The following is a 22,103-nucleotide window of genomic DNA, read 5'->3' on the forward strand; positions in this document are numbered from 1 at the left end:
GTCGAACTGCGACAATTCTCCTATGGAAATCAACCAACAATGTGTGGTCGCTTTGACCTGGATCTTGAAAGACACCCTGGGCGAGGAGCTGGATGTGCTCGATGAGCCGGTGGAATTTCTCGTCGGCGGCGACGACCTGCTCACCCGCATCGAGGAGGCCCTGCAAGGGCACGCGGCCGGAACGTCGCTCTCCTTGCACCTGGAGCCGGAGGAAGCCTTCGGCGACTACCAGGACACCCTGCTCTTTCTGGAACCGCGCAACCTTTTTCCGGCCGACCTCGAAGAGGGCATGACGGTCGAAGGCAGCGCGTTGCCCGAAGGCACGAATCCGGCAGCGCCCCGCGACGTGCTCTACACGGTCGCGCAGATCTACCCCGAGCACATCGTGCTCGACGGCAACCACCCGCTGGCGGGCATTGCGCTGCGCCTGCATCTCACGGTGCAGAGCGTGCGCGAGGCGACCGAAGAAGAGATTGGCCGCGGCTCCGCCGGAACCGGTTTCTTCCGCATCCAGACGCCTTCTGCCGACAGCCCTACCCTCCATTGAGCTGATCCGGCCAACCCCTTCACACTTCCCACCTGCGCATGCGAAACGGGCTCCGAGGAGCCCGTTTTGCATGGCCGGCCAATGCGCCACAGCGCATCAGCCAGAAGGTCAGGGGGATCAGATGCGCGAGATCTGGCCGCCGTAGAGGCGAACGCGGTCGCCCGTGCGCAGGTCGCCCGGCGTGCTCACGTCATACACGCGCTGGCCGCCTTGGTCCAGTTGGATGGTCACGCGATAGCCTTCGACATGTCCATCGTTGTTGTTGCCGGTCCGGCCCTCGATCTGGTTGCCGACCACGCCGCCGCCGACAGCACCCAGCACGGTCGCTGCGGCACGTCCGCTGCCCTTGCCGACCTGGTTGCCCAGAACGCCGCCGGCCACCGCGCCCAGCACGGCGCCAGCACCGCTGGTGCCCTTGCGGCCCTGCAGGGTTTCGATGTTGGAGACCACGCCGAACTCGGTACCGTTCTGGTTCTGGTTCTGGTTCTGGTTTTGGTTCTGCGCAGCAGGGTAGGACGAGTAGCCCGGCTGGGGTTGGGCAGGGTAATTGTTGGAGTAGCGCGGCTGCTGGGCGCAGGCGGAGAGCAAGGTCACCAGAGCGACGGAACCAGCCAGGGTGGCAGAGCGGATGAAACGGGACATAAGAGTTCTCCTTCAGAGCGATGCGCAGGCCGTGAAAGCCTTTGACGTGAAGCGGATTGCACCATGCAGCCCGCTACCGAACCCGCCGGGCAATCGCGGCCAGGCAGGCAAGACAAAGACCGGCAGCCATGTCGGCGCCGGCCTACAAAAAGACGACGGGAAGGTGATCGGGATCAGGATTGACCGGTCGATCCGTAGCCGCCCTCACCGCGCTGCGTAGCGGGGAAGTCGCTGACCACGTTGAACTGCGCCTGCACCACCGGCACGATCACCAGTTGGGCCAGCCGCTCCATGGGCTCCAGAACGAAGGCAGTGCCGCTGCGGTTCCAGGCGCTGACCATGAGTTGTCCCTGGTAATCGCTGTCGATCAGACCCACCAGGTTGCCCAGCACGATGCCGTGCTTGTGCCCCAAACCCGAGCGCGGAAGGATCAGTGCCGCATAGGCCGGATCTTTCAGATAAACCGCAATGCCGGTCGGTACGAGTTGCCAGGCGTTGGGCTCGAGGTTGAGCGGCTCCTGAAGGCAGGCCCTGAGGTCGAGCCCGGCACTGCCCGGGGTGGCGTAGGAAGGCAGTTGCTCTGCCATGCGGGGGTCGAGAATCTTGACGTCGATCTTCACAAGCTCAGTTCATTTCTTCGGGTAACGGGGAAAGGAAGGCTGGCGCGCTGCATGGCGCAGCGCTGCCAGCAAGGATTGCAGCGGTGTGGTGCGGCCGGTTTCCTGCGCTGACATTGCGCCAGGCGCCTGGGTCGAAACACGGGCGGGCAGAAGATGTCCGGCCGCCCCCAGGCCCAGCCAGAAAAGGACCAGCAGTATCAGGCCGAACAGCGAGCCCCAGCCCGCTACCAGCCACAGCAGGCCTTTGGCCCATATGAGCATCAGCAGCAGTGCACGCGCCTTGCCCAGCCGTGTGGATGCGCCGGTGCCCAGCACTTTCGGAGCGACCCGGCCCAGGAGGGTATCGCGGGCGGGGGATTTCGCGGCGGCAGCGATGCGGGCAGTTGCCGACCGCTCACCGAAAAGATCGGGGCGCGCGCCAGGAATGGCCGGCCCCGCAGGTTGCTGCAACTGGACGAGGCGCTCGACATAGCTTGCGAAATCGCCGTCGGGCGGCGTATCCCATTCAGGCCGGAGTGGATGTTGCACGGACAGTGGCCGGTGTCAAAAGCTCAGGCCGCGCCAGCGAGGCGCTGGGCGATCTCGGCAACCAACTGCCGGGCGAGGTCACGTTTGGAAGCCCGCGGCAGTTCGCGATGGCCCTGCGCGTCCACCAGCAGCAGCGCGTTGTCGTCCTGGCCGAAGGTGGCCGGGCCGATGTTGCCAACCAGCAGCGGCACACCCTTGCGTTGGCGCTTGGCGCTGGCATGGCGCAGCAGGTCTTCGCTTTCGGCAGCGAAGCCGACGCAAAACAGTTGCCCTGAACGCGCACGATCCGACTGCGCCACCCGGGCAAGAATGTCCGGGTTTTCCACGAAAGCCAGCGCAGGCACCTGGCCAGACCCGTCCTTCTTGATCTTGTGGTGGGCGGCTTGAGCGGGGCGCCAATCGGCCACGGCGGCGGTTGCTACAAAAACAGTAGCATCAGGGGCATTCTGCACTACGGCGTCAAGCATATTCTGTGCAGATTGCACGTTCAAGCGTCGCACGCCGCGGGGCGTGGGCAGGTGCACCGGCCCGGCCACCAGCGTGACCTGCGCGCCTGCTTCGCGGGCGGCGCGGGCGATGGCAAAACCCATCTTGCCGCTCGACAGGTTGGTAATGCCGCGTACCGGGTCGATGGCCTCGAACGTCGGCCCGGCCGTCACCAGCATGCGCTGGCCCGCCAGCACCTTGGGGGCGAAAAAGGCGATCAACTCTTCGATGAGTTCGGAAGGCTCCAGCATGCGGCCGTCGCCGGTTTCGCCACAGGCCTGGTCGCCATTGCCCACGGCCAGCACCACGGCACCGTCGCGCGCCACTTGCGCCAGATTGCGCTGCGTGGCCGGGTGGGCCCACATTTCGCGATTCATGGCGGGCGCCAGCAGCAGCGGCACGCGGTCGATGGGCCTTGCCAGACAGGTAAGGCTCAGCAATTCGTCGGAGCGGCCCTGCGCCAGCCGTGCGATGAAGTCCGCGCTGCACGGTGCGATGACGATGGCGTCCGCCTCGCGGCCGAGGTTGATGTGCGGCATGTTGTTGGGCTCGCGCGCGTCCCACTGCGAGTGGTACACCGTGCGCCCGGTCAGCGCCTGCATCGTGACGGGCGTCATGAACTGTGCGGCCGCCTCGGTCATCACCACCTGCACGGTGGCCCCGGCCTTGATGAGCAGGCGGGCGAATTCGGCCGATTTGTAGCAGGCGATGCCGCCGGAGAGTCCCAGGAGAATGTGTTTGCCGGCAAGCTCGTTCATGGCGCGCAATTTAGCAGACGGGGGCCTCGGGCTTGCAGAGCGCCGGCCAGGGCCATGATGGCCGGCCTCTATAATCCCAATTTCCCACCACCTAAAAAGACATGACCAAATTTGTCTTCGTCACCGGCGGTGTGGTGTCTTCCCTGGGCAAGGGAATCGCCTCAGCCTCCCTTGCCGCGATCCTCGAATCGCGGGGCCTCAAAGTCACCCTCATCAAGCTCGACCCGTACATCAACGTGGACCCGGGCACCATGTCCCCGTTCCAGCACGGCGAGGTTTTCGTCACCGACGACGGCGCCGAAACCGATCTCGATCTGGGCCACTATGAGCGTTTCATCGAAACGCGCATGAAAAAGACCAACAACTTCACCACGGGCCGCATCTACCAGTCCGTGCTGGAGAAGGAACGCCGTGGGGACTACCTCGGCAAGACGGTGCAGGTCATCCCGCACGTCACCAACGAAATCCAGGAATACATCAAGCGCGGCGCTGGCGTAGGCACGGGTGACGCGGTGGATGTCGCCATCGTCGAAATCGGCGGCACGGTGGGCGACATCGAGTCCCTGCCCTTCCTCGAAGCCGTGCGCCAGTTGAGCCTCAAGCTCGGCCCCAACAACGCCGCCTTCGTGCACCTGACCTACCTGCCCTGGATCGCCGCGGCGGGCGAGCTGAAAACCAAGCCCACGCAGCACACGGTGCAGGAACTGCGCAAGATCGGCATTCAGCCCGACGCCCTGCTGTGCCGGGCGGACCGCCGCATTCCCGAAGAAGAGCGCGGCAAGATTTCGCTGTTCACCAACGTGCCCGAGTGGGGCGTGATCAGCATGTGGGACGTGGACACGATCTACAAGGTGCCGCGCATGCTGCACGAGCAGGGCCTGGACGGCCTGATCTGCGACAAGCTGCGCCTGAACACGCCGCCCACGACCCTCAAGCGCTGGGACCAGCTCGTCTACGAAACCGAGCATCCGCAGGGCGAAGTCACCATCGCCATGGTGGGCAAGTACGTCGATCTGTCCGACAGCTACAAGTCGGTGAACGAAGCGCTGCGCCACGCCGGCATGAAGAACCATGTGCGCGTGAAGATCGAGCACATCGATTCCGAAACCATCGGCGCCGCCGATGCGGCCGAGAAACTGGCCAAGTACGACGCCATCCTGGTGCCCGGCGGCTTCGGCGCGCGTGGCGTGGAAGGCAAGATCAGCACGGCCCGCTATGCCCGCGAGCACCAGGTGCCTTACCTGGGAATCTGCCTGGGCATGCAGGTGGCCACTATCGAATACGCACGCCATGTGGCCGGCCTCAAGGACGCCAACAGCACCGAGTTCGAACCCGCCACGCCCCATCCCGTGATCGCACTGATCACCGAGTGGAAGGACGCGGACGGCACCATCAAGACCCGCGACGAAAACTCCGACCTGGGCGGCACCATGCGCCTGGGCGCGCAAAGCTCCGACGTGGCAGCCGGCACCCTGGCGCACGAGATCTACGGCAACATCGTCACCGAGCGCCACCGCCACCGTTACGAAGCCAACGTGAACTACCTGGAGCAACTGCGCAAGGCAGGCCTGGTGATCTCGGCGCTCACGCAGCGCGAGCAGCTCACCGAGATCGTCGAACTGCCCAAGAGCGTGCACCCCTGGTACATCGGCGTGCAATTCCACCCCGAGTTCAAATCGACTCCGTGGGACGGCCACCCGCTGTTCAACGCCTTCATCAAAGCAGCGGTCGAGCGCCAGAAGCGCCAACAGCCGGCCCTCGCCGCGGCGTAAGCGCCCGTCCTGCAGCAACGACCGCCAAGAAAAGTAGAAAGACCTGCCATGAAACTCTGCGGCTTCGACGTCGGCCTGGAACACCGCTTCTTCCTCATCGCAGGCCCCTGCGTGATCGAGTCCGAGCAACTGCAGATGGACGTGGCCGGCCAGCTCAAGGAAACGGCGGCAGCCCTCGGCATTCCGTTCATCTTCAAAAGCAGCTTCGACAAGGCCAACCGGTCGTCGGGCACCAGCTTTCGCGGCCCCGGCCGTGAAAAGGGCCTGGAGATCCTGGCCAAGATCCGGCGCGACCTGGGCGTACCGGTGCTGACCGATGTGCACACCGAGGACGACATCGCCGAGGCCTCCAAGGTGGTGGACGTGCTGCAAACGCCCGCCTTCCTGTGCCGCCAGACCGACTTCATCCGCGCCGTGGCGCAGTCGGGCAAGCCGGTGAACATCAAGAAGGGCCAGTTCCTCGCGCCGCACGACATGAAGAACGTGATCGACAAGGCCCGCGCCGCCGCCCAGGAGGCAGGCCTGCCCGAGGACAGCTTCATGGCCTGCGAACGGGGGGCGAGCTTCGGCTACAACAACCTCGTCTCCGACATGCGCGGCCTGGCGATCATGCGCGAGACCGGCGCACCGGTCGTGTTCGATGCCACCCATTCGGTACAGCTGCCTGGCGGCCAGGGCACGAGCAGCGGCGGCCAGCGCGAAATGGTGCCGGTGCTGGCACGCGCTGCCGTCGCCGTGGGCGTGGCGGGCCTGTTCATGGAAACCCATCCCGACCCGGCCAAGGCCCTGTCCGACGGCCCCAACGCCGTGCCACTGAAGCACATGAAGGCGCTGCTGGAAACGCTGGTGGCCCTGGACACCGTCACCAAGCGCAACGGATTCCTCGAAAACAACTTTGGAGCTTAAAACATGAGCAGTAGTTACGTCATCGCATCCGTCACCGTCACCAACCCCGAGCAGTTCGAGGAGTACAAGAAGTGGAGCACCCACGCCATGCAGGTGCATGGCGCCGAGGTCTGCATCCGCGGCGGCAAGGTCGAGGTGCTCGAAGGTGACTGGAACCCCGGCCTCACCGTGCTGCTGAAGTTCCCGAGCTTCGAAGCGGCCCGCGCGTTCTATGACACGCCCGAATACCAGAAGGCCAAGGCAGCCCGCGACGGCGCGGCCGTCATACGCATGGTGTGCATCGAAGGCGTGTGAGCTTCAAGCATCTTGTTGGTCTGTTGATCGCATTTGCTGACGCCAGCAACCAGCGCTGATGATTCACTTTTCAGTGGTCGTGCTGTCGTCCTTGATCATGGGTTTGTTGCTTACGCCGACGATCTATATCGCCATGGGCGCGCTCGGGGGTTTTGCAACGGCTTTTACCTTCATCTCCTTGCCTTTGCTGCTCGCATGCACACTGTTCCTTCTGTGTCGATTCCTCGCAAAGCCGGGGTCCACCGCGACTCCAAGGCAATGGCTGGCTGGACTCGAATCCATCGCATGGCTCGGGGTCGTGTTTTTCTTGTTTATCGTCTCGGGCTTCACCCTGCTCACTCACGCAGAGCGCGTCGGCCTTTTTTGCACGCTGCTGTTGATCGCCTCCTTCTTGGCAGCGCCCTGGATGGCGTTGCGACCTTCCATGCTGGCGGCCCGAATCGCGCGCTGGCCAGCGAGATGGGTTTCAGCATCCTCATTGATCGCTCCCGTGGTTTTGATCGTGGGCAGTGCCATGTACCTGCACACGCCTGAACACTTTTTATAGCCTCATATCCTTGTTACGTGGGTTGGTGCGGACACCGCCATGATCGTTGCCGTTGACTGAGCGCAACCCGCCGCCAATCGATAATTCTTTTAAAACTGGAGAACCTTGAATGAGTGCCATCGTTGACATCGTAGGCCGCGAAGTGCTGGACAGCCGCGGCAACCCCACCGTTGAATGTGACGTGCTGCTGGAATCGGGCGTGATGGGCCGGGCGGCCGTGCCTTCGGGCGCATCCACCGGCAGCCGTGAGGCGATCGAACTGCGCGACGGCGACAAGGGCCGCTACCTGGGCAAGGGCGTGCTCAAGGCCGTGGAGCACATCAACACCGAGATTTCCGAGGCCGTGCTGGGCCTGGACGCTTCCGAGCAGGCCTTCCTGGACAAGACGCTGATCGACCTGGACGGCACCGACAACAAGAGCCGCCTGGGCGCCAACGCCATGCTGGCGGTGTCCATGGCCGTGGCGCGCGCCGCGGCCGAAGAGTCCGGCCTGCCCCTGTACCGCTACCTGGGCGGCATGGGCGGCATTCAGTTGCCCGTCCCGATGATGAACGTGATCAACGGCGGCGCACATGCCAACAACAGCCTGGATCTGCAGGAGTTCATGATCGTGCCGGTGGGCGCACCGAGCTTCCGCGAAGCCGTGCGCTGGGGCGCCGAGGTGTTCCACGCACTGAAGAAGATCATCAACGACAAGGGCATGAGCACCGCCGTGGGCGACGAGGGCGGCTTCGCCCCCAGCGTCGAAAACCACGAAGCCGCGATTCAGCTCATCCTGCAGGCCATCGACGCCGCAGGCTACACCGCTGGCGAACAGATCGCCCTGGCCCTGGACTGCGCAGCCAGCGAGTTCTACAAGGACGGCCACTATGTGCTGGAAGGCGAAGGCGGCATCCGCCTCACGGCCCAGCAATGGACCGACATGCTGGCGGCCTGGGTGGACAAGTACCCCATCATCTCCATCGAAGACGGCATGGCCGAAGGCGACTGGGACGGCTGGAAGCACCTGACCGAACGCCTGGGCGAGAAGGTGCAGCTGGTGGGCGACGACCTGTTCGTCACCAACACCAAGATCCTGAAAGAAGGCATCGACAAGCGCATCGCCAACTCGATCCTGATCAAGATCAACCAGATCGGCACGCTGACCGAAACCTTTGCCGCCATCGAGATGGCCAAGCGCGCCGGCTACACGGCCGTCATCTCGCACCGCTCGGGCGAAACCGAAGACAGCACCATCGCCGACATCGCGGTCGGCACCAACGCGGGCCAGATCAAGACCGGCTCGCTGTCGCGCTCCGACCGCATCGCCAAGTACAACCAGTTGCTGCGCATCGAGGAAGACCTGGGCGATATCGCCCACTACCCCGGCCGCGCTGCGTTCTATAACCTTCGCTGACCCTGTTGCCCCCTGCGGGGCGGCCACCGGGCCGATCTTTTCCGGTCATTTCCCTTAACTGCCCAGCAGCCTCAGGTTTCCATGAATTCCCGCATCGTTCCGCTGGTGCTGCTGCTCCTCCTCGTGGGGGTGCAGGCGCAGCTGTGGACGGGCCGTGGCAGCGTTCACCATGTGCAGGAAATGAGGGAGAAGATCGCGGTCCAGAAGCAGGCCAATGCCGAGGCGCGCCAAGCCAACGAGCGCCTCACCTCTGAAGTGCACGATCTTCGCGACGGCCTGGACATGGTCGAAGAAAAAGCGCGCAACGAGTTGGGCATGGTCAAGCCCAACGAAATCTACGTGCAGGTGACCCACCGCTGAGCGCGGGCATCTGCGGTGGTTTTCCTTGTCTGCCTTTCCGGTCCGCATCGCCCTGCTGGGCACGCCTGGCGAAAGCCTGGATGGTTTTGCCCGCAACGTTCTACGGCATCTCGACCCGGCCCATGCCACCCTGGATACCTGCCCTGCTCTGATCGCAGCGGTGCTTGATTGCCTGGACGCGCACGATGCCCCATCGCGGGCGGAGACTGCGAGACAGGCGTTGGCGTCACTGGCCAATGCCCATGCGGCGACGGGGGCGTTGACCCTGCTCGTTGGCCTGGAAGGCACGGGCAGCCTGGCGTTGCCGCCAAAGCCTTCATTGCCGGCTCCGCCTCGGCACGCCCTATCGGAGCGGTTCGATGCCTGTCTGCGCCAAGCGCTTTCCGACGCCGGGGTGGCGTACCGCGTGCTGTACGGCAGCGAGGACGAGCGTTTGCGATCCACACTGATTGCTATAAAAAGCATAGCTTCCAGCGCATTGAATACGGCGGCGGGGCCGGTTTTTGACTCCAATGCGCTGCGCTCGGTCCGGCTGCGCGCCTGGGCGTGCGAAAAATGCAGCGACCCCGAATGCGAACACAAGCTGTTCACCGCGCTGCGCGGCTGATGCCCCCGGCAGGCGCCAAGGCATACCCCGAAAAAAGACTCCGCCGCCCTGACGGAGCCCCTTGGGCAGCGGCGCAGCCGTTACTGAACGCTCGACGGCCCTGGCAATTGCTTGCCCGGCTCGGTGAAGATCTGCGCGGCATCGACCGCGTCGTAGCGGTATTGCTGGCCGCAGAACTCGCACGCCACCTCGATGTCGCCGCGTTCGGCAAGGATGCTTTCGGCCTCTTCCACGCCCAGGCTGCGCAGCATGGCACTGACGCGCTCGCGGCTGCAGGTGCAGGCGAAGCGGGGGCCGTCCACGCCCTGGCTCGGCACGAAGCGCAGCAGTTTTTCTTCCCAGAACAGGCGCCGCAGGATGGTGTCGACGTCCAGCCCCAGCAGTTCGTCGCGCGTGAGGCTGGCGGCCAGCGTGGCGATGCGGTTGTAGTCCTCGTTGCGGCCGATCTCGTCCTCGTTCTCGCGGTAGGTCATTTCGCCCGCCAGATTGCCCTCGCCCTTGATCGGCATGCGCTGGATGAGCAATCCGGCGGCCACCTTGTCGTCGGCTGCCAGCACGAGGGTCGTGTCGAGCTGTTCGGACTGCAGCATGTAGTGCTGCAGCACGTCGCTGAGCTTTTCGATCTTCTCGTTGTGGTCACCGTGCAGCGGCACCACGCCCTGGTAGGGCTGCTGACCCGGCAGGCGGTCCTTGGGGTCGAGCGTGATGGCGCAGCGACCGCCGCCGCCCACGTTCACCATGTCGCTCAGGCGCGCGGTGTCGGGCACGTCGCCGTTCACCGACGCCGTGGCGCGCAGGCTGAGGTCCGACTGCACCTCCGCCACCGCCAGCTTGACCGGGCCGTCGCCGAAGACCTGCAGCACCAGCGCCCCGTTGAACTTGATGTTGGACTGCATCAGCACGCCCGCCGCCGCCATCTCGCCCAGCAGCTCGCGAACCGGAGGCGGGTAGGCACCGGACGTGGTGTTGGCGGCGCGCCGCGCGAGGATCTCGGTCCAGGCGTCGGTCAGGCGCACGATCATGCCGCGCACGGGCAGCCCATCGAAAAGAAACTTGTGGAGTTCAGACACCTGATTGATTCCTGAAAAATGATTGCGCCGCGGCTCAGGCCAGCTTGCGCAGCCCGGCGCGAAAACGGCGGGCGTTGTCGATATAGGACTGCGCGCTTTTGCGCAGCCCTTCGATCTGCTCGGGCGAGAGCTGGCGCACCGCCTTGGCGGGACTGCCGATGATCATGGAGCCATCGGGAAACTCCTTGCCTTCCGTCACCAGCGCGCCGGCGCCGACGAGGCAATGCTTGCCGATCTTCGCACCGTTGAGCAACACCGCGCCGATGCCGACCAACGATTCGTCGCCCACCGTGCAGCCGTGAAGCACCACCTTGTGGCCCACCGTGACGCACTCGCCCAGCACCAGCGGCTGGCCGGGGTCGGAATGCAGCACGCTGCCGTCCTGCACGTTGGTACCGGCCCCGATGGTGATCGGTTCGTTGTCGCCCCGCAGCACCGCCCCGAACCAGATGCTGGAGGCTTCGCCCAGCACGACGTTGCCCATCACCTCGGCACTGTCTGCAACCCACGCCGAAGGCGCGGTGCGGGGTGATATGCCATCGAGTTCATAAAGCGCCATCAAAGTCTCCTTTTTTTGTAAGCCGGGCCGAATCCTAGAATTGTAGGGATGGACCTTCGCCAATGCGCTCTCTCGGCCCTGTGCCTGACCGATCCCCAGGCCAAAGCCGCCGCCACCATGGACCTGCACGCGCGTGCCGCTACCGGCTCCATCGGCACCCGTGGGCCTGCCAGCCCCGAAGACGCAACCGCCCTGCCCGGCCGGCCAGAGCGGCCCACCTTGCTGCGCCACACCGAAGTGGCCCGCCGGTCTCCGGCCACGCACGAAGGCCGCGCGGTGCTGATGCATGCCATTGCCCACATCGAGTTCAACGCCATCAACCTCGCGCTCGATGCCGTCTGGCGGTTCGACGGCATGCCAGAGGCTTTCTACCTCGACTGGCTGCGGGTGGCCGCCGAAGAAGCCACGCACTTCGGATGGTTGCGCGAACACCTGCGCGGCATGGGGCACGACTACGGCGACTTTCCCGCCCATCAGGGCCTGTGGACCATGTGCGAGAAGACCGCCGGCGATATCGTCGCGCGCATGGCCCTGGTGCCGCGCACGCTGGAGGCCCGCGGGCTCGACGCCACCCCGCTCATCCAGCGCAAGCTGCGGCAGGTAGGCACGCCGGATGCACTGGCCGCCGTGGACATTCTGGACATCATCCTGCGGGAAGAGGTGGGGCACGTGGCGATTGGTAACCATTGGTATCGCTGGCTGTGCGAGCGGGACGGGCTCGATCCGCTGGCGCATTACGGGCTGCTGGTGCGCCGCTATGAGGCGCCGCGCCTGAAGCCCCCGTTCAATGCCGAAGCCCGCCGCGCTGCGGGGTTCAGCGATGCGGAAATGGAGTGGTTGCAGCATGGCTGACAAGGCCACGCTGCCTTACGATCTTTCCTACAATGCCCCAAACCCGCAGCCCCCAACGCCGAGGGGTGCGGCCCGTCCACCGATCGCCTTCAGTTCGCCACCCATGCCACAAACGCCTGTCGCCGGCACCTCTCCGTCCATTGCCCCCGAAAGCAACCCTGCAGGCGCGATGATCGCGCGGCAGGCCATCATGAACGGGCAGCAGGCAGTGGTCGGCTACGAGCTTTTCAACCGGTCCCGCGCCGGCCACGCCCACACCGCCGCCACGGACGTGTTCCTGGTGTTCACCGCGCTGTCCCATGCCGGCAGCGAAGAGCTGGTGGGCAAGAAGCTGATCTTCGTCAACTGCACCCATGAAAGCCTCTCGGGCGGCCACCTCGAGCTGGTCGATCCGGACAAGGTGGTGCTGGAAATTCCGCCCCTCGGCCATGCGGCCGCCGAGGAAGTCAGCACGCGGCTGCCGATCCTGTCGGGCTTGCGCGAACGTGGCTTTCACCTGGCGTTCAATCACACCGTGCTGGAGTCGGCCTATGCGCCCTGGCTGCCGCTGGCCGACTACATCAAGCTGGACCTTTCGGTGCTGGCACCGGACCAATTGGCGGTGCTCATCAAATACGCGGGCCGCCACTCCAAGGCCGAGCTGATCGCCGAGAAGGTCGAGACCGCCAAACAGTACGACATGGCGTCGAGCACAGGCGTGCAGCTGTTCCAGGGGTACTGGTTCTCGCGCCCGTCGCTGGTGGAAGCCAAGCTGCTCACGCCGGCGCAAAGCAGCATCATCCATCTCATCAATCTCGTGCGGCAACAGGCCAGCACGGACGAGATCGAAGAGGTCCTCAAGAAGGATGCGGGCCTGGCCTTCAACCTGATGCGGCTCATCAATTCGTCCGGGTTCGGGCTGACGCGCGAGATCACCTCGTTCCGGCAAGCGGTGATGCTCATGGGCCTCAAGAAGCTGTTCCGCTGGGCCGCCCTGCTGCTCACCGCTTCGCGCGCCGGTGGCATTTCCGCCTCGGTCGGTCACACGGCCGTGGTGCGGGGCCGGTTGATGGAATTGCTCGCTCTGGAAACCATGTCGCAGGATGAAGCCGACCAAGCCTTCGTGGTCGGCATTTTCTCGATGCTCGATCAGATGCTGAGCATGCCCATGGAGTCCGCTGTGGGGCTGTTGCACGTGCCGGAGACGGTGTCCGAAGCGCTGCTGGAGCGCACGGGCGTTCTCGGGGAACTGCTGCGGCTGGCGGAGGCTTGCGAATCCAGCGACGATGCCGCTTTCGACCAGGCGGCCAGTTCGCTGCAGCTGTCGAGCCAGCAGATCAATATGGCCCATTTGCAGGCATTGGCCTGGGTGGACCAGTTGGTGGAATGAGGTCCGGAGTGGGCGACACCGCGCGACTCTGGTGGTAAGGTCACCGAATTCATTCAAATCACTGACGCAGACCCCATGTCGAGCAACTCCGAAAACGCCCCAGCTTTCGAGAACACCGCCCCCCAGGGGGATGACGAGGACTCGAGCAACCTGGCGATCATTGCGCGCCAGGCGATCGTGGACGAGCAGCGCGCCGTTTTCGGCTACGAGTTGTTCGACCGCTCCACCGCATCCGACGCCCACACCGCCGCCAGCGATGCCGCCCTGCTCTTCAACGCCCTGTCGTACGCCGGCACCGAAGCCCTGGTGGGCAAGAAGACGGTGTTCATCAACTGCACGCACGAAAGCCTTGCCGGCGGACACCTGGAACTGATCCATCCCGAAAAGGTGGTGCTGGAAGTGCCGCCGCTGGCCGATGGCGCCACGGCCGAAGAAATCGAAGGCCGAGTCTCCACGCTGGAAGGCCTGCGCACCCGGGGCTTTCGGCTGGCATTCAATCAGAACGTGTTGCGCCGCACCTACGCTGCCTGGCTGCCGCTGGCCGCCTTCGTGAAGCTGGACATGCAGGCGTTCCGGCCCGAACTGGCCGAGCCGCTCGTCAAATTCGCCCGCGCCAACTCCAAGGCCATCCTGGTGGCGGAAAAGGTGGAAACCGCCGAGCAGCATGAACGCATGTCGGCCCTCGGTGTGAAGCTGTTCCAGGGCTACTGGTTCGCCCAGCCTGCGCTGGTGAAGGCGCAGACGATCCGCCCTTCGCAAGCGACGATCATTCAGCTCATCAATCTGGTGCGCAAACAGGCAAGCACGGCAGAGATCGAGGAGCTGCTGAAGAAGGACCCCACGCTGTCCTTCAACCTGTTGCGGTTCATCAACTCGTCGGGCTTCGGCCTGTCGTGCGAGGTCACCTCGTTCCGCCATGCGGTGATGATTCTGGGCTTGAAGAAGCTGTTCCGCTGGGCAGCGCTGCTCATGACCACGTCGCGCGCTGGCGGCTCTCCGCCGGCCGTGGGCCAGACCGCCGTGGTGCGCGGCCGCCTCATGGAACTGCTGGCGGCCGAACTGTTGCCGCCCGAAGAATGCGACAACGCCTTCGTGGTCGGCGTGTTCTCGCTGCTCGACACCATGCTCGGCGTGCCGCTGGAAAAGGCCCTCGACTCGGTCGCCCTGCCCCAGCCCGTGATCGATGCGCTACTGCACGACACGGGTGTGTTCGCACCGTTTCTCGAACTCACCAAGGCCTGCGAAAGCGGCGACGAGGTGGCCTTCGCCCGTTCGGCCGAAGCCCTGCATCTGTCCAACCGGCAAGTGAACTGGGCCCACTTGCAAGCGCTGACCTGGGCCGAAAGCCTGGGCGAATGAGCGGCAGGAACGGCTCCGCCCGTTAATCCGATGGCAACGGCGGGCTTTCGCCCCGTTGCCTTCGCCGGAACTCCGCGGGCGAGCAACCCACTTCCCGCTTGAAGAATTTGGTGAAATGGGTCGCTTCGTCAAAGCCCAGTCTGTCGGCGATCATGCCCACGGGCAACTCGGTGTGTACCAGCAACCGCTTGGCTTCGAGATTGATCCGCGCGGCGATAAATGCTTTGGCGGTCGTCCCCGTAGCGGCGGCCAAAGACCGGCCCAAGCTCTTTTCGGTATAGCCCAGGTGGCTGGCGTAGTCGGCGACTTGGTGCCACCTGGCGAAGCGCTCTTCGACCAACGCCTGAAAGCGCTTGAAGCGCCGTGATGCCGCGGACGGCGGTGGCTCCACCGGCTGTTGCCTGGCTTGAAAGAGGTTCAGCCGGGCCAGCAGGGCGTGGAGTTGATGGCGCAGCAAGGCGTGCATGTGATCCAGGGCGGCGTCGAGATGCGTGTCATCGTGGATCTGTTGAATCGAACGGGTCACCGTTCGCAACCCGTCTCGATCCAACAGCACCTTTTCGGGCAACCTCCCCTGGCTCGGCACGAGCGAAAAATCGCCGGACACTCCAGCGGCGGGCACCGCAAACTCCGGGCGGAACAGGACGATCCAGCCATCCCATCCTTCGTCACGCCCGAGGTTATGGGCCTGCCCTGGCCGCAGCACCAGGAACGTTCCCTGGGCACAGGCAACCGGCTGGAAATCCACCCATTGGATGCACTCTCCCCGGGTGATGCACACCAGCATGAAAAAGTCGTAGCGGTGCGTCGTTTGCACCTGTGCCTTGCCACCGCGGCGCCATAGCTCGCTGGCGGGATACACCTCCAGATCGAACCGGTAGGGTGCCTTCGGGTCGTAGGGCAGCCGCCGAATGTCGGCCTGCAACGCGCTTTGCCGAGGCCGCTTCGCCGTCATCGTCATCTGCGCCCCATCTTCTTTATGAATGTCCTAAAAGTACCATTGATTGTCGAGTTTCGACCGTTCAATTGGACTTCATCTGTCCAACAATGACCATTCAAAATTTCAAAGAGACGGAAACCTCATGACCGGCCTCGACATTTCCAAAGCCTACATTCACGCAGTTCAGACCGGTGATCAGGCGGCCTTGGGTTCATTGATTTCTCCCGACGTGATCTGGCACCAGCCCGGCAGCCACCAGTTTTCCGGTACCCACCGGGGAATGGCGCAAGTCGGCCCGATGCTGGGCAGGATGATGAAAATCTCCAAGGGCACCTTCACGATCACCCATGCCAGCCATTACATGGCCAATGGCGATTGGGTCGCCGTTACCCTGGAGTTCGCCGGTGAAGCCAATGGCATCACGATGAAGCAGCAAGGGCTTGACCTCCTGCGCATCGAGGGAGGCCGGATCGTCGAGGTCCGCCTTTTCTCCAGCGATCAAGCGCAGGAAGACCTGTTCTGGGGGCATTGAGACTGAAACGGGCCCGCCTTTTTCAACGAATCCGCGCTGCCGAAGCTGGCCCATCGCAAGCAGCGCGTTTGCTCCAGCGGGCGGACGCACACCTGCCCTGTACCGGCCACCCAACGCCTTGCGACTCAATTCATTTGAATGCCCGCCGCGCGAATGATGCGGGCGTTGTTCTGTGATTCGTCCGCGATCTGCTTGGCGAAATCGGAGGCCTTGCCGCCCTGGGGCACGTTGTCGGTGGCCTCGAGCCGGGAGCGCATGTCGGGCAAGGCCAGGGCGTGGTTGATCTCGGCATTCAGCCGCTCCAGGATGGGCGCTGGCGTGCGGGCCGGCGCGAACACGCCGAACAGCGAGCTGACGTTGGCTGCGGGAATCCCCAATTCGGCCAGCGTCGGCACGTCGGGCAAGGTGTCGAGCCGAGCGGGTGCGCCGACCGCCAGCGCGCGCAGCTTGGCGGCCTTGATTTGCTGCATGACGGCGGGGCCGGCGTTGGTGGACAGTATTTCGAACTGCCCGCTGAGGGCATCGTTGAGCTGCTGGCCGCCGCCCTTGTAGGGTACGTGCGTGATCTGCACCTGCGTGGACTGCATGATCTGCTCCAGCATGATGTGCCCGAGCGAAGCCAGTCCCGAAGTGGCCCAGCGGACCTCACCGGGCCTGGCTTTCGCCGTCGCAAGCAGCTGGCGGAAATCCTTGGCCTGGTTCGACGGCGTGCCCAGCAGCAGCCGGCGGGAAGGATCGGTCATGAATGACTCCGGGTGCGCAAAAGAAACCCTGATTGTCCGCGCCTGCCGAACCTGCCAGCCCCTCGCGCGGCCCCGAGCCTGCAGATTCCACAGCCGCCTACCCGCGAGGATGGTGCTGCGCGTGCAGCGCCTTGAGCCGCTCGCGCGCCACGTGGGTATAGATGGTGGTGGTGGAGATGTCCGCATGGCCCAGCAGCAGTTGCACCACGCGCAAGTCGGCCCCGTGGTTGAGCAAATGCGTGGCGAAGGCATGGCGCAGCGTGTGGGGCGATAGTGGCACGGTGATGCCGGCCACCTGCGCCTGTTTCTTGACGATGACCCAGAACATCGCACGCGTCATGCCCGCTCCGCGCTGTGTCACGAAGAGATCATCGGTCTGCTGACCGCCCAGAATGGCGGCGCGGGCGTCGGACAGGTAGCGCTCCAGCCATGCGGCCGCTTCGTCACCGAACGGCACCAGCCGCTCCTTGCCGCCTTTGCCCATCACGCGCAGCACGCCTTCGCGCAGGCCCAGCTGAAACGTCTTGAGCGTCACCAGTTCGGTCACGCGCAGGCCGCTGGCGTACATCAGCTCAAGCATGGCGCGATCCCTCATGCCCAGCGGATTGCCCGTGTCCGGCGCGCGCAGCAAGGCCTCCACCTGGGCTTGCGACAGCGTCTTGGGCACCCGCAGCGGCTGGCGCGCGGCCTGCAGGCGAACGGTCGGATCGGCCACGATATGCCGCTCGCGCAGCGCCCAATGGAAGTAGCGGCGCAGCACGGTCAGGCGCCGGTTGGCCGACGTGGCGCGGGTCTGCGCGTGGCGCGCTGCGAAGTAGCCCTGCAGGTGGTGCTCTTGCGTGGCGTCGATGCGCAGCGGGGCGGGCGGCTGCTCCGCCAGCCACTGGGCATACAGCGTCAGGTCGCGCCGGTAGGCGGCCAGGGTGTTGCGCGAAAGGCCGTCCTCCAGCCACAGTGCGTCGATGAAAGTGTCGATGGAGGTCTGGCTATCGGGGAGCATGGCAAAACCATAGCACGATCAAAAAAAGAAAGGCCCGCGGGCAGTGCCTGCGGACCTGGTCGGATGCTGCGATGCAGCGCGGTATCAGTCCAGCGACAGCTTCTGCTTTTGCACCACCGTCTTGTAGACCTCGAACTCGGCCTTGATCTGCTCGGCGAACTGCTCAGGCGTGTTGCCGATGATGATCGATCCGGTGTCTTCGATGCGCTTGCGCACGGCGGGATCTTCCAGGGCCTTGCGCACGCCGGCGTTGATCTTGTCCACCACGTCCTTGGGTAGGTTCTTCGGGCCGAGGATGCCGTAATAGGCCATGCGGTTCACCGGCTCCAAGCCCACTTCCTTGAAGGTGGGCACGTTGGGCAACGCAGCCACGCGCTGGGGCGCCGCCACCACGATGGGCACCAGGCGGCCATCCTTGATGAAGGCCAGCGCCGAGGGCAGGTTGTCGAAGATCATCGGAACCTGGCCGGCCACCGTGTCGTTCAGGGCCGGACCGGCGCCGCGGTAGGGGATGTGCGTGACGAAGGTGTCGGTCAGGCTCTTGTACAGTTCCATCTGCAGATGGCCGATGCCGCCCGTGCCCGACGACGAGTACGAATATTTGCCGGGCACCTTCTTGATTTCGGCGGCGAACGACTTGTAGTCCTTGGCCGGAAAGCTGGGGTTCACCGCGATGATGTTCGGCGTGGCCGCGATGTTGATGATCGGGGTGAAGTCGGTCAGCGGGTTGTAGGGCGTCTTGGGGTTGATCGCAGGGTTGGCGGCCGTGGTGGACACGGTCGCGATGCCCAGCGTATAGCCGTCGGGCGTGGCCTTGGCCGTTTCGGCCGCACCCACGACGCCACCGCCACCGGCCCGGTTGTCCACGATCACCGGCTGGCCCAGCGCGCGCGACAGCGGGTCGGAAATCACGCGGGCGATGATGTCCGTCGTGCCACCGGGCGCAAAGGGCACCACCAGCCGGATGGGTTTGGTGGGATAGCCTTGGGCCATGGCACTGCCAGTGGCCACGACGAGAGCCAGACCCACCCAGTTTCGGCGCTGCATAGAAGTCTCCTTGTACTGCATGAACACGTTAAAACGATGGTGTGCATCCTAATCGCTGGCGCACGCCGATCGTGGTCCGCATTGCAGTCCACAGTGAGGGATTTCCCGCGCCATGACGGGCGGTTCCGAGCAGCAGAAAGGGGCTCAAACAGGAGCTGGAGGGTGGTGCGAGGCCGCTCCCGGCGAGGGGCGGCAAGTGAGTGGTTCGAACATGGTTCGGCGCTGGGCTTGGGGCAGGCTCCGAGTCAGGCCAGGGTGTCCCAGATCAGCTTGGCACCCACGAGCATGGTGCCAGCCAGAAACACTGTTTTCATTCGCGCAGGCGACAGCACCCTGGCCACCCAGGCGCCCAGCACACCGCCCAGTGCACAGCCGATGAAGAGGGGAATGCCCCACTGGAAATCGACCACCCCATGGGTGATGAAGGTCGTCACGGAAGACCCGATCACCAGCAGGTTGAGCCGCGTCATCACCGAAGCGCTGTCGGAAAACGACAGCCCGAAGAAATGCATCAGCGCAAAGATGAGAAACGTGCCGAACCCCGCGCCGAAGAATCCTGAATACACGCACAGCGCGAAAATGGTGGCGATCCCGGCAAGCGGCAGCTTGCTGGAGGCTTGCGGCTTGGCCGTGCTGGCGCAAAAGTCGGTGCGGTAGGTGATCCACAGCACGACCGCCATCATGGCGGCGACGAGAATCCGCAACACCCGGTCATCGACGCCCGTGACGATCAGCGAGCCCATGATGGACCCCGCCACGGCCAGGGGCCACAGCACCCAGGGAATTTGTACCGGAGCGCTCACGGCCCGGCGATGGGCGAGCGTGCCGGTGAAGAACGAGCCCACGAGCGCGAACTTGACGGTGGCGATCGCCACCGCCGCCGAGTGCCCCATCAGCAGCAGCAGCGGCACCCCGATGGTCACGCCCCCGCCCACCGTGACGGCAACGCCCCCCACCAGCAGCCCCATCAGGGCCATTGCCCAGAGCATCACCATGTGAGGGATGGCTCGTCGTTGCGCAGCACTTCGATGGCGCGGCGCGACATGGCATCGGCCATGTGCAGCCCGCCCGGGCCACCGCCGCCCCCGCTACCGCTGGAATGCGCCATGTAGCGGCGCAGCACGGCCATGCGCAGGGGCACGCCGTAGGCCGCCTGCAAAAAATACTTGTTCTGGGGCGTGGCGTCCACGTCGGTGTCCAGTTCTTCGGTGCGGGGCAGGCAGTGCATCACGGCCAGCCAGGGCGGCGCCTTGGCCAGCAATTCGCGGTGCACGCGGCACCGATCCAGTTGCCGCTGGTACAGCGCGCCATCGCTGAATTTTTCGCGCTGCACACGCACGACGTACAGCAGATCGACCTGCCCCATCATGGCCTGCACCGAGGCGTGCAGGCGGATGGGCCGGCCGGCTGCGGCGACCAGGGCGGCCGGCAGGGGACTGCCTTCGTCGGCCTCGTTGGCGGCATCGACGGCATGGAGTTCGATGTTGTTGAACAGCTTCAATCCGGCGAGCAGCGACTTGGCCGCGCGCGAGTACCGCAATCCCCCGACGAAACCCACACGCAGGCCGTCGATGGTGTCGAAGTGCTCGCGTGCGGTGTACAGGTCGATCAGGGTCTGGGTGGGGTGCCGGCCGAGCCCCTCGCCCGCGTTGATCAGCGGTACGTCGATGGTCTCGGTGATCTGCTCCATGACGCCATGGTCCGGGTGCCTGGCGATGAGCGCATCGGCGTAGTAGCCCGCCATGCGGGTGGTGTCGAGCAGGCTCTCCCCCAGGCTCTGGCGGGTGCTGTGCATGTCGAAAACGCTCAGTACGCGGGCACCGAGCCGGTAGGCTGCGGATTCGAAACTCAACCGCGTTCGCGTGCTGGGCTGGCAAAACAGGGTGAAGACGATCCTTCCGGACAGCGCGTTTCCGAACGACTCGGGAAACCGGCGGATGTCATCGGCATCGGAGAACAGCGATTCGATGTCTTCGCGCGACAGATCTTCGATGGAAATCAGATTTTTTGAGGCCATGCGCCCTCAATCATTGCAGCTCAGACAAACACAAGGCGCTATCGGTGCGCGCTTTGCGCACCGATAGCAGCTTGCTACCTCCCTCCCGGCTTTATTCTTATCCTGGAGATTTTTTATGTGCGTTGAATATTGACGGCAATGCTTCCATAAGTGAAGATTTGCAGTCTTATACAAAACATAAGCTAAGCCTATGGAACGTACCTTGGATCTCGATCAATTACGAACCTTCGCGCTGGTGCTGGAACTGGGGAGTTTTTCTGCTGCGGCACTTCGGCTGGGTGTGACCCAGCCTGCGGTGAGCCTGCAGGTGAGAAATCTGGAGCGCCGCCTTTCGGTCAGGCTCATCGAGCGGCTGGGCCGCCGCGTGGGGCCCACACCGGCAGGCGCCGATCTGCTGGCACATGTTCCGCATGTGTCGGCCGCAGTGGCCAACGCCGTGAGCGCCGCGACGTTCCACTCCGCGGGGGTCACCGGGCGGGTTCGCCTGGGCACGGGGCTGACCTCGTGCCTGTACCTGCTGCCGCCCATCCTGCATGACCTGCGGCGGCGCTATCCGTCGTTGAGCATCATCGTGAGCACCGGCAACACCGACGACTACGTGCGCCGCATCGAGGACAACTCGATCGACGCCGCCATCGTGACGCTGCCCATCGTCTCGCGGGCCGTGGCCGCCATTCCCATCGTGCAAGACGAGTTGATGGCCATCTGCCGCCGCGGCACGTGCGATTGGCCGGCGGCGGTCACCCCGCAGATGCTGAACCAGTACCCGCTCGTGAAGTTCGAGCCGGGCAGCAGCACGCGCGGCATCGTCGATGCCTGGCTGAGCACCGGCGGCGGGGCGCCCCCGCCCGCTGCCGTGATGGAGTTCGACAGCGTCGAAGCCATCAAGGCGATGGTGGCGGCCGGGCTGGGCTGCAGCATCCTGCCGCGCATGGCCCTGTCGGGCTACAACCGCCGCAACGATGACCTGGAGCTGCGGCCCCTGGACCCGCCGCTGTACCGCACGCAAGCCATCATCACCCGCCACGACAAACCCATGAACCGGGGCTTGCAGAAAGTGATCGAGGCCATCGTCGAAGGCGGCAAGGCAGCGGCGCCACCGGGTCGCTGAGGCGTCTCGCCCGCCGCGGCATCGGCCAAGGGGCGGACAGC

24 protein-coding genes and 1 pseudogene are annotated in these 22,103 nt (G+C 64.7%); 13 read left to right on the plus strand and 12 right to left on the minus strand.

All coding sequences use genetic code 11. The annotated features are described in order from the left end of the window. The first annotated feature begins 22 nt into the window (after window positions 1-22). Entirely contained in the window at window positions 23-547 is a 525-nt protein-coding gene (locus AVHM3334_RS11500) for an FKBP-type peptidyl-prolyl cis-trans isomerase (RefSeq protein ID WP_284412385.1), read from the plus strand. Between the two features lie 117 nt (window positions 548-664). Here the strand turns inward: AVHM3334_RS11500 and AVHM3334_RS11505 are convergent, their stop codons facing one another. The 4 genes from AVHM3334_RS11505 to coaBC form a co-directional block, all read right to left on the minus strand. Continuing rightward, on the minus strand, window positions 665-1,189 hold the full coding sequence (locus AVHM3334_RS11505; RefSeq protein ID WP_284412387.1) for an outer membrane lipoprotein: 525 nt from the start codon (window positions 1,187-1,189) through the stop codon (window positions 665-667). A 173-nt stretch (window positions 1,190-1,362) separates the two neighbouring features. After that, entirely contained in the window at window positions 1,363-1,809 is a 447-nt protein-coding gene (gene dut, locus AVHM3334_RS11510; RefSeq protein WP_284412388.1) for a dUTP diphosphatase, read from the minus strand. 9 nt (window positions 1,810-1,818) lie between these two features. Further along, window positions 1,819-2,337, minus strand: a complete 519-nt coding sequence (locus AVHM3334_RS11515; protein WP_284412390.1) for a hypothetical protein — start codon at window positions 2,335-2,337, stop codon at window positions 1,819-1,821. A gap of 23 nt (window positions 2,338-2,360) precedes the next feature. Further along, window positions 2,361-3,581 carry a bifunctional phosphopantothenoylcysteine decarboxylase/phosphopantothenate--cysteine ligase CoaBC gene (coaBC, locus tag AVHM3334_RS11520; protein ID WP_284412392.1) on the minus strand — a complete coding sequence of 407 codons (1,221 nt, stop codon included), beginning with the start codon at window positions 3,579-3,581 and terminating at the stop codon, window positions 2,361-2,363. Between the two features lie 101 nt (window positions 3,582-3,682). Here coaBC and pyrG point away from each other — a divergent pair, with 101 nt between their 5' ends. The 7 genes from pyrG (at window position 3,683) to AVHM3334_RS11555 (ending at window position 9,463) form a co-directional block, all read left to right on the plus strand. Next, entirely contained in the window at window positions 3,683-5,353 is a 1,671-nt protein-coding gene (pyrG, locus tag AVHM3334_RS11525) for a CTP synthase (RefSeq protein WP_284412394.1), read from the plus strand. Between the two features lie 48 nt (window positions 5,354-5,401). Beyond that, entirely contained in the window at window positions 5,402-6,259 is an 858-nt protein-coding gene (gene kdsA / locus AVHM3334_RS11530) for a 3-deoxy-8-phosphooctulonate synthase (RefSeq protein ID WP_284412396.1), read from the plus strand. 3 nt (window positions 6,260-6,262) lie between these two features. Beyond that, window positions 6,263-6,553, plus strand: a complete 291-nt coding sequence (locus AVHM3334_RS11535) for a DUF1330 domain-containing protein (protein ID WP_284412398.1) — start codon at window positions 6,263-6,265, stop codon at window positions 6,551-6,553. A gap of 58 nt (window positions 6,554-6,611) precedes the next feature. Further along, entirely contained in the window at window positions 6,612-7,100 is a 489-nt protein-coding gene (locus AVHM3334_RS11540) for a hypothetical protein (protein WP_284412399.1), read from the plus strand. Window positions 7,101-7,209: 109 nt separating this feature from the next. Next, window positions 7,210-8,496, plus strand: coding sequence for a phosphopyruvate hydratase (eno, locus tag AVHM3334_RS11545; RefSeq protein WP_092744375.1), 1,287 nt, complete (start codon window positions 7,210-7,212; stop codon window positions 8,494-8,496). Between the two features lie 81 nt (window positions 8,497-8,577). Beyond that, window positions 8,578-8,856 (plus strand): septum formation initiator family protein, encoded by a 279-nt coding sequence (locus tag AVHM3334_RS11550; protein ID WP_284412402.1) that lies wholly within the window; start codon window positions 8,578-8,580, stop codon window positions 8,854-8,856. 25 nt (window positions 8,857-8,881) lie between these two features. Further along, window positions 8,882-9,463, plus strand: coding sequence for a hypothetical protein (locus AVHM3334_RS11555; protein WP_284412404.1), 582 nt, complete (start codon window positions 8,882-8,884; stop codon window positions 9,461-9,463). A gap of 80 nt (window positions 9,464-9,543) precedes the next feature. On the opposite strand, the gene hslO is transcribed toward AVHM3334_RS11555, so the two are convergent. Together hslO and AVHM3334_RS11565 are read right to left on the minus strand one after the other, a co-directional pair. Continuing rightward, window positions 9,544-10,533, minus strand: a complete 990-nt coding sequence (hslO, locus tag AVHM3334_RS11560) for an Hsp33 family molecular chaperone HslO (protein ID WP_284412405.1) — start codon at window positions 10,531-10,533, stop codon at window positions 9,544-9,546. A 34-nt stretch (window positions 10,534-10,567) separates the two neighbouring features. Continuing rightward, window positions 10,568-11,092, minus strand: coding sequence for a gamma carbonic anhydrase family protein (locus tag AVHM3334_RS11565; protein ID WP_284412407.1), 525 nt, complete (start codon window positions 11,090-11,092; stop codon window positions 10,568-10,570). 48 nt (window positions 11,093-11,140) lie between these two features. On the opposite strand from AVHM3334_RS11565, the gene AVHM3334_RS11570 reads away from it, so the two are divergent. The 3 genes from AVHM3334_RS11570 (at window position 11,141) to AVHM3334_RS11580 (ending at window position 14,672) form a co-directional block, all read left to right on the plus strand. Further along, window positions 11,141-11,944, plus strand: a complete 804-nt coding sequence (locus tag AVHM3334_RS11570; RefSeq protein WP_284412409.1) for a ferritin-like domain-containing protein — start codon at window positions 11,141-11,143, stop codon at window positions 11,942-11,944. A gap of 103 nt (window positions 11,945-12,047) precedes the next feature. Beyond that, entirely contained in the window at window positions 12,048-13,313 is a 1,266-nt protein-coding gene (locus tag AVHM3334_RS11575) for an EAL and HDOD domain-containing protein (protein WP_284412411.1), read from the plus strand. Window positions 13,314-13,388: 75 nt separating this feature from the next. After that, window positions 13,389-14,672 (plus strand): EAL and HDOD domain-containing protein, encoded by a 1,284-nt coding sequence (locus AVHM3334_RS11580; RefSeq protein ID WP_284412412.1) that lies wholly within the window; start codon window positions 13,389-13,391, stop codon window positions 14,670-14,672. A gap of 22 nt (window positions 14,673-14,694) precedes the next feature. On the opposite strand, the gene AVHM3334_RS11585 is transcribed toward AVHM3334_RS11580, so the two are convergent. Further along, a complete protein-coding gene (locus AVHM3334_RS11585; protein ID WP_284412414.1) occupies window positions 14,695-15,633 on the minus strand; it encodes an AraC family transcriptional regulator in 939 nt (312 codons plus the stop codon). Window positions 15,634-15,754: 121 nt separating this feature from the next. Here AVHM3334_RS11585 and AVHM3334_RS11590 point away from each other — a divergent pair, with 121 nt between their 5' ends. Then, window positions 15,755-16,144: a nuclear transport factor 2 family protein gene (locus AVHM3334_RS11590; RefSeq protein ID WP_284412416.1), complete on the plus strand. Its 390-nt coding sequence runs from the start codon at window positions 15,755-15,757 to the stop codon at window positions 16,142-16,144. 125 nt (window positions 16,145-16,269) lie between these two features. On the opposite strand, the pseudogene AVHM3334_RS11595 reads toward AVHM3334_RS11590, so the two are convergent. The 5 genes and pseudogenes from AVHM3334_RS11595 to pyrB form a co-directional block, all read right to left on the minus strand. Beyond that, window positions 16,270-16,866 (minus strand): annotated as a pseudogene (locus tag AVHM3334_RS11595) (Bug family tripartite tricarboxylate transporter substrate binding protein); the annotation flags it as partial. Window positions 16,867-16,984: 118 nt separating this feature from the next. After that, entirely contained in the window at window positions 16,985-17,887 is a 903-nt protein-coding gene (xerD, locus tag AVHM3334_RS11600) for a site-specific tyrosine recombinase XerD (RefSeq protein ID WP_284412449.1), read from the minus strand. Between the two features lie 84 nt (window positions 17,888-17,971). Next, the gene (locus AVHM3334_RS11605) at window positions 17,972-18,934 is read right to left on the minus strand and encodes a tripartite tricarboxylate transporter substrate binding protein BugE (protein ID WP_284412451.1); all 963 of its coding nucleotides are present in this window, start codon (window positions 18,932-18,934) and stop codon (window positions 17,972-17,974) included. Window positions 18,935-19,179: 245 nt separating this feature from the next. After that, window positions 19,180-19,929, minus strand: coding sequence for a sulfite exporter TauE/SafE family protein (locus tag AVHM3334_RS11610; RefSeq protein ID WP_284412453.1), 750 nt, complete (start codon window positions 19,927-19,929; stop codon window positions 19,180-19,182). Then, window positions 19,923-20,951: an aspartate carbamoyltransferase gene (gene pyrB, locus AVHM3334_RS11615; RefSeq protein WP_284412455.1), complete on the minus strand. Its 1,029-nt coding sequence runs from the start codon at window positions 20,949-20,951 to the stop codon at window positions 19,923-19,925. Before pyrB ends, AVHM3334_RS11610 begins: the two co-directional genes overlap by 7 nt. A gap of 190 nt (window positions 20,952-21,141) precedes the next feature. Between pyrB and AVHM3334_RS11620 the strand changes: the two genes are divergently transcribed. Next, the gene (locus AVHM3334_RS11620; RefSeq protein ID WP_284412457.1) at window positions 21,142-22,062 is read left to right on the plus strand and encodes a LysR family transcriptional regulator; all 921 of its coding nucleotides are present in this window, start codon (window positions 21,142-21,144) and stop codon (window positions 22,060-22,062) included. The last annotated feature ends 41 nt before the right edge of the window (window positions 22,063-22,103 follow it).

Origin of the sequence: Acidovorax sp. SUPP3334 (genome assembly GCF_030159055.1) — a bacterium.
In the GTDB taxonomy this organism is placed as follows: domain Bacteria; phylum Pseudomonadota; class Gammaproteobacteria; order Burkholderiales; family Burkholderiaceae_C; genus Paracidovorax.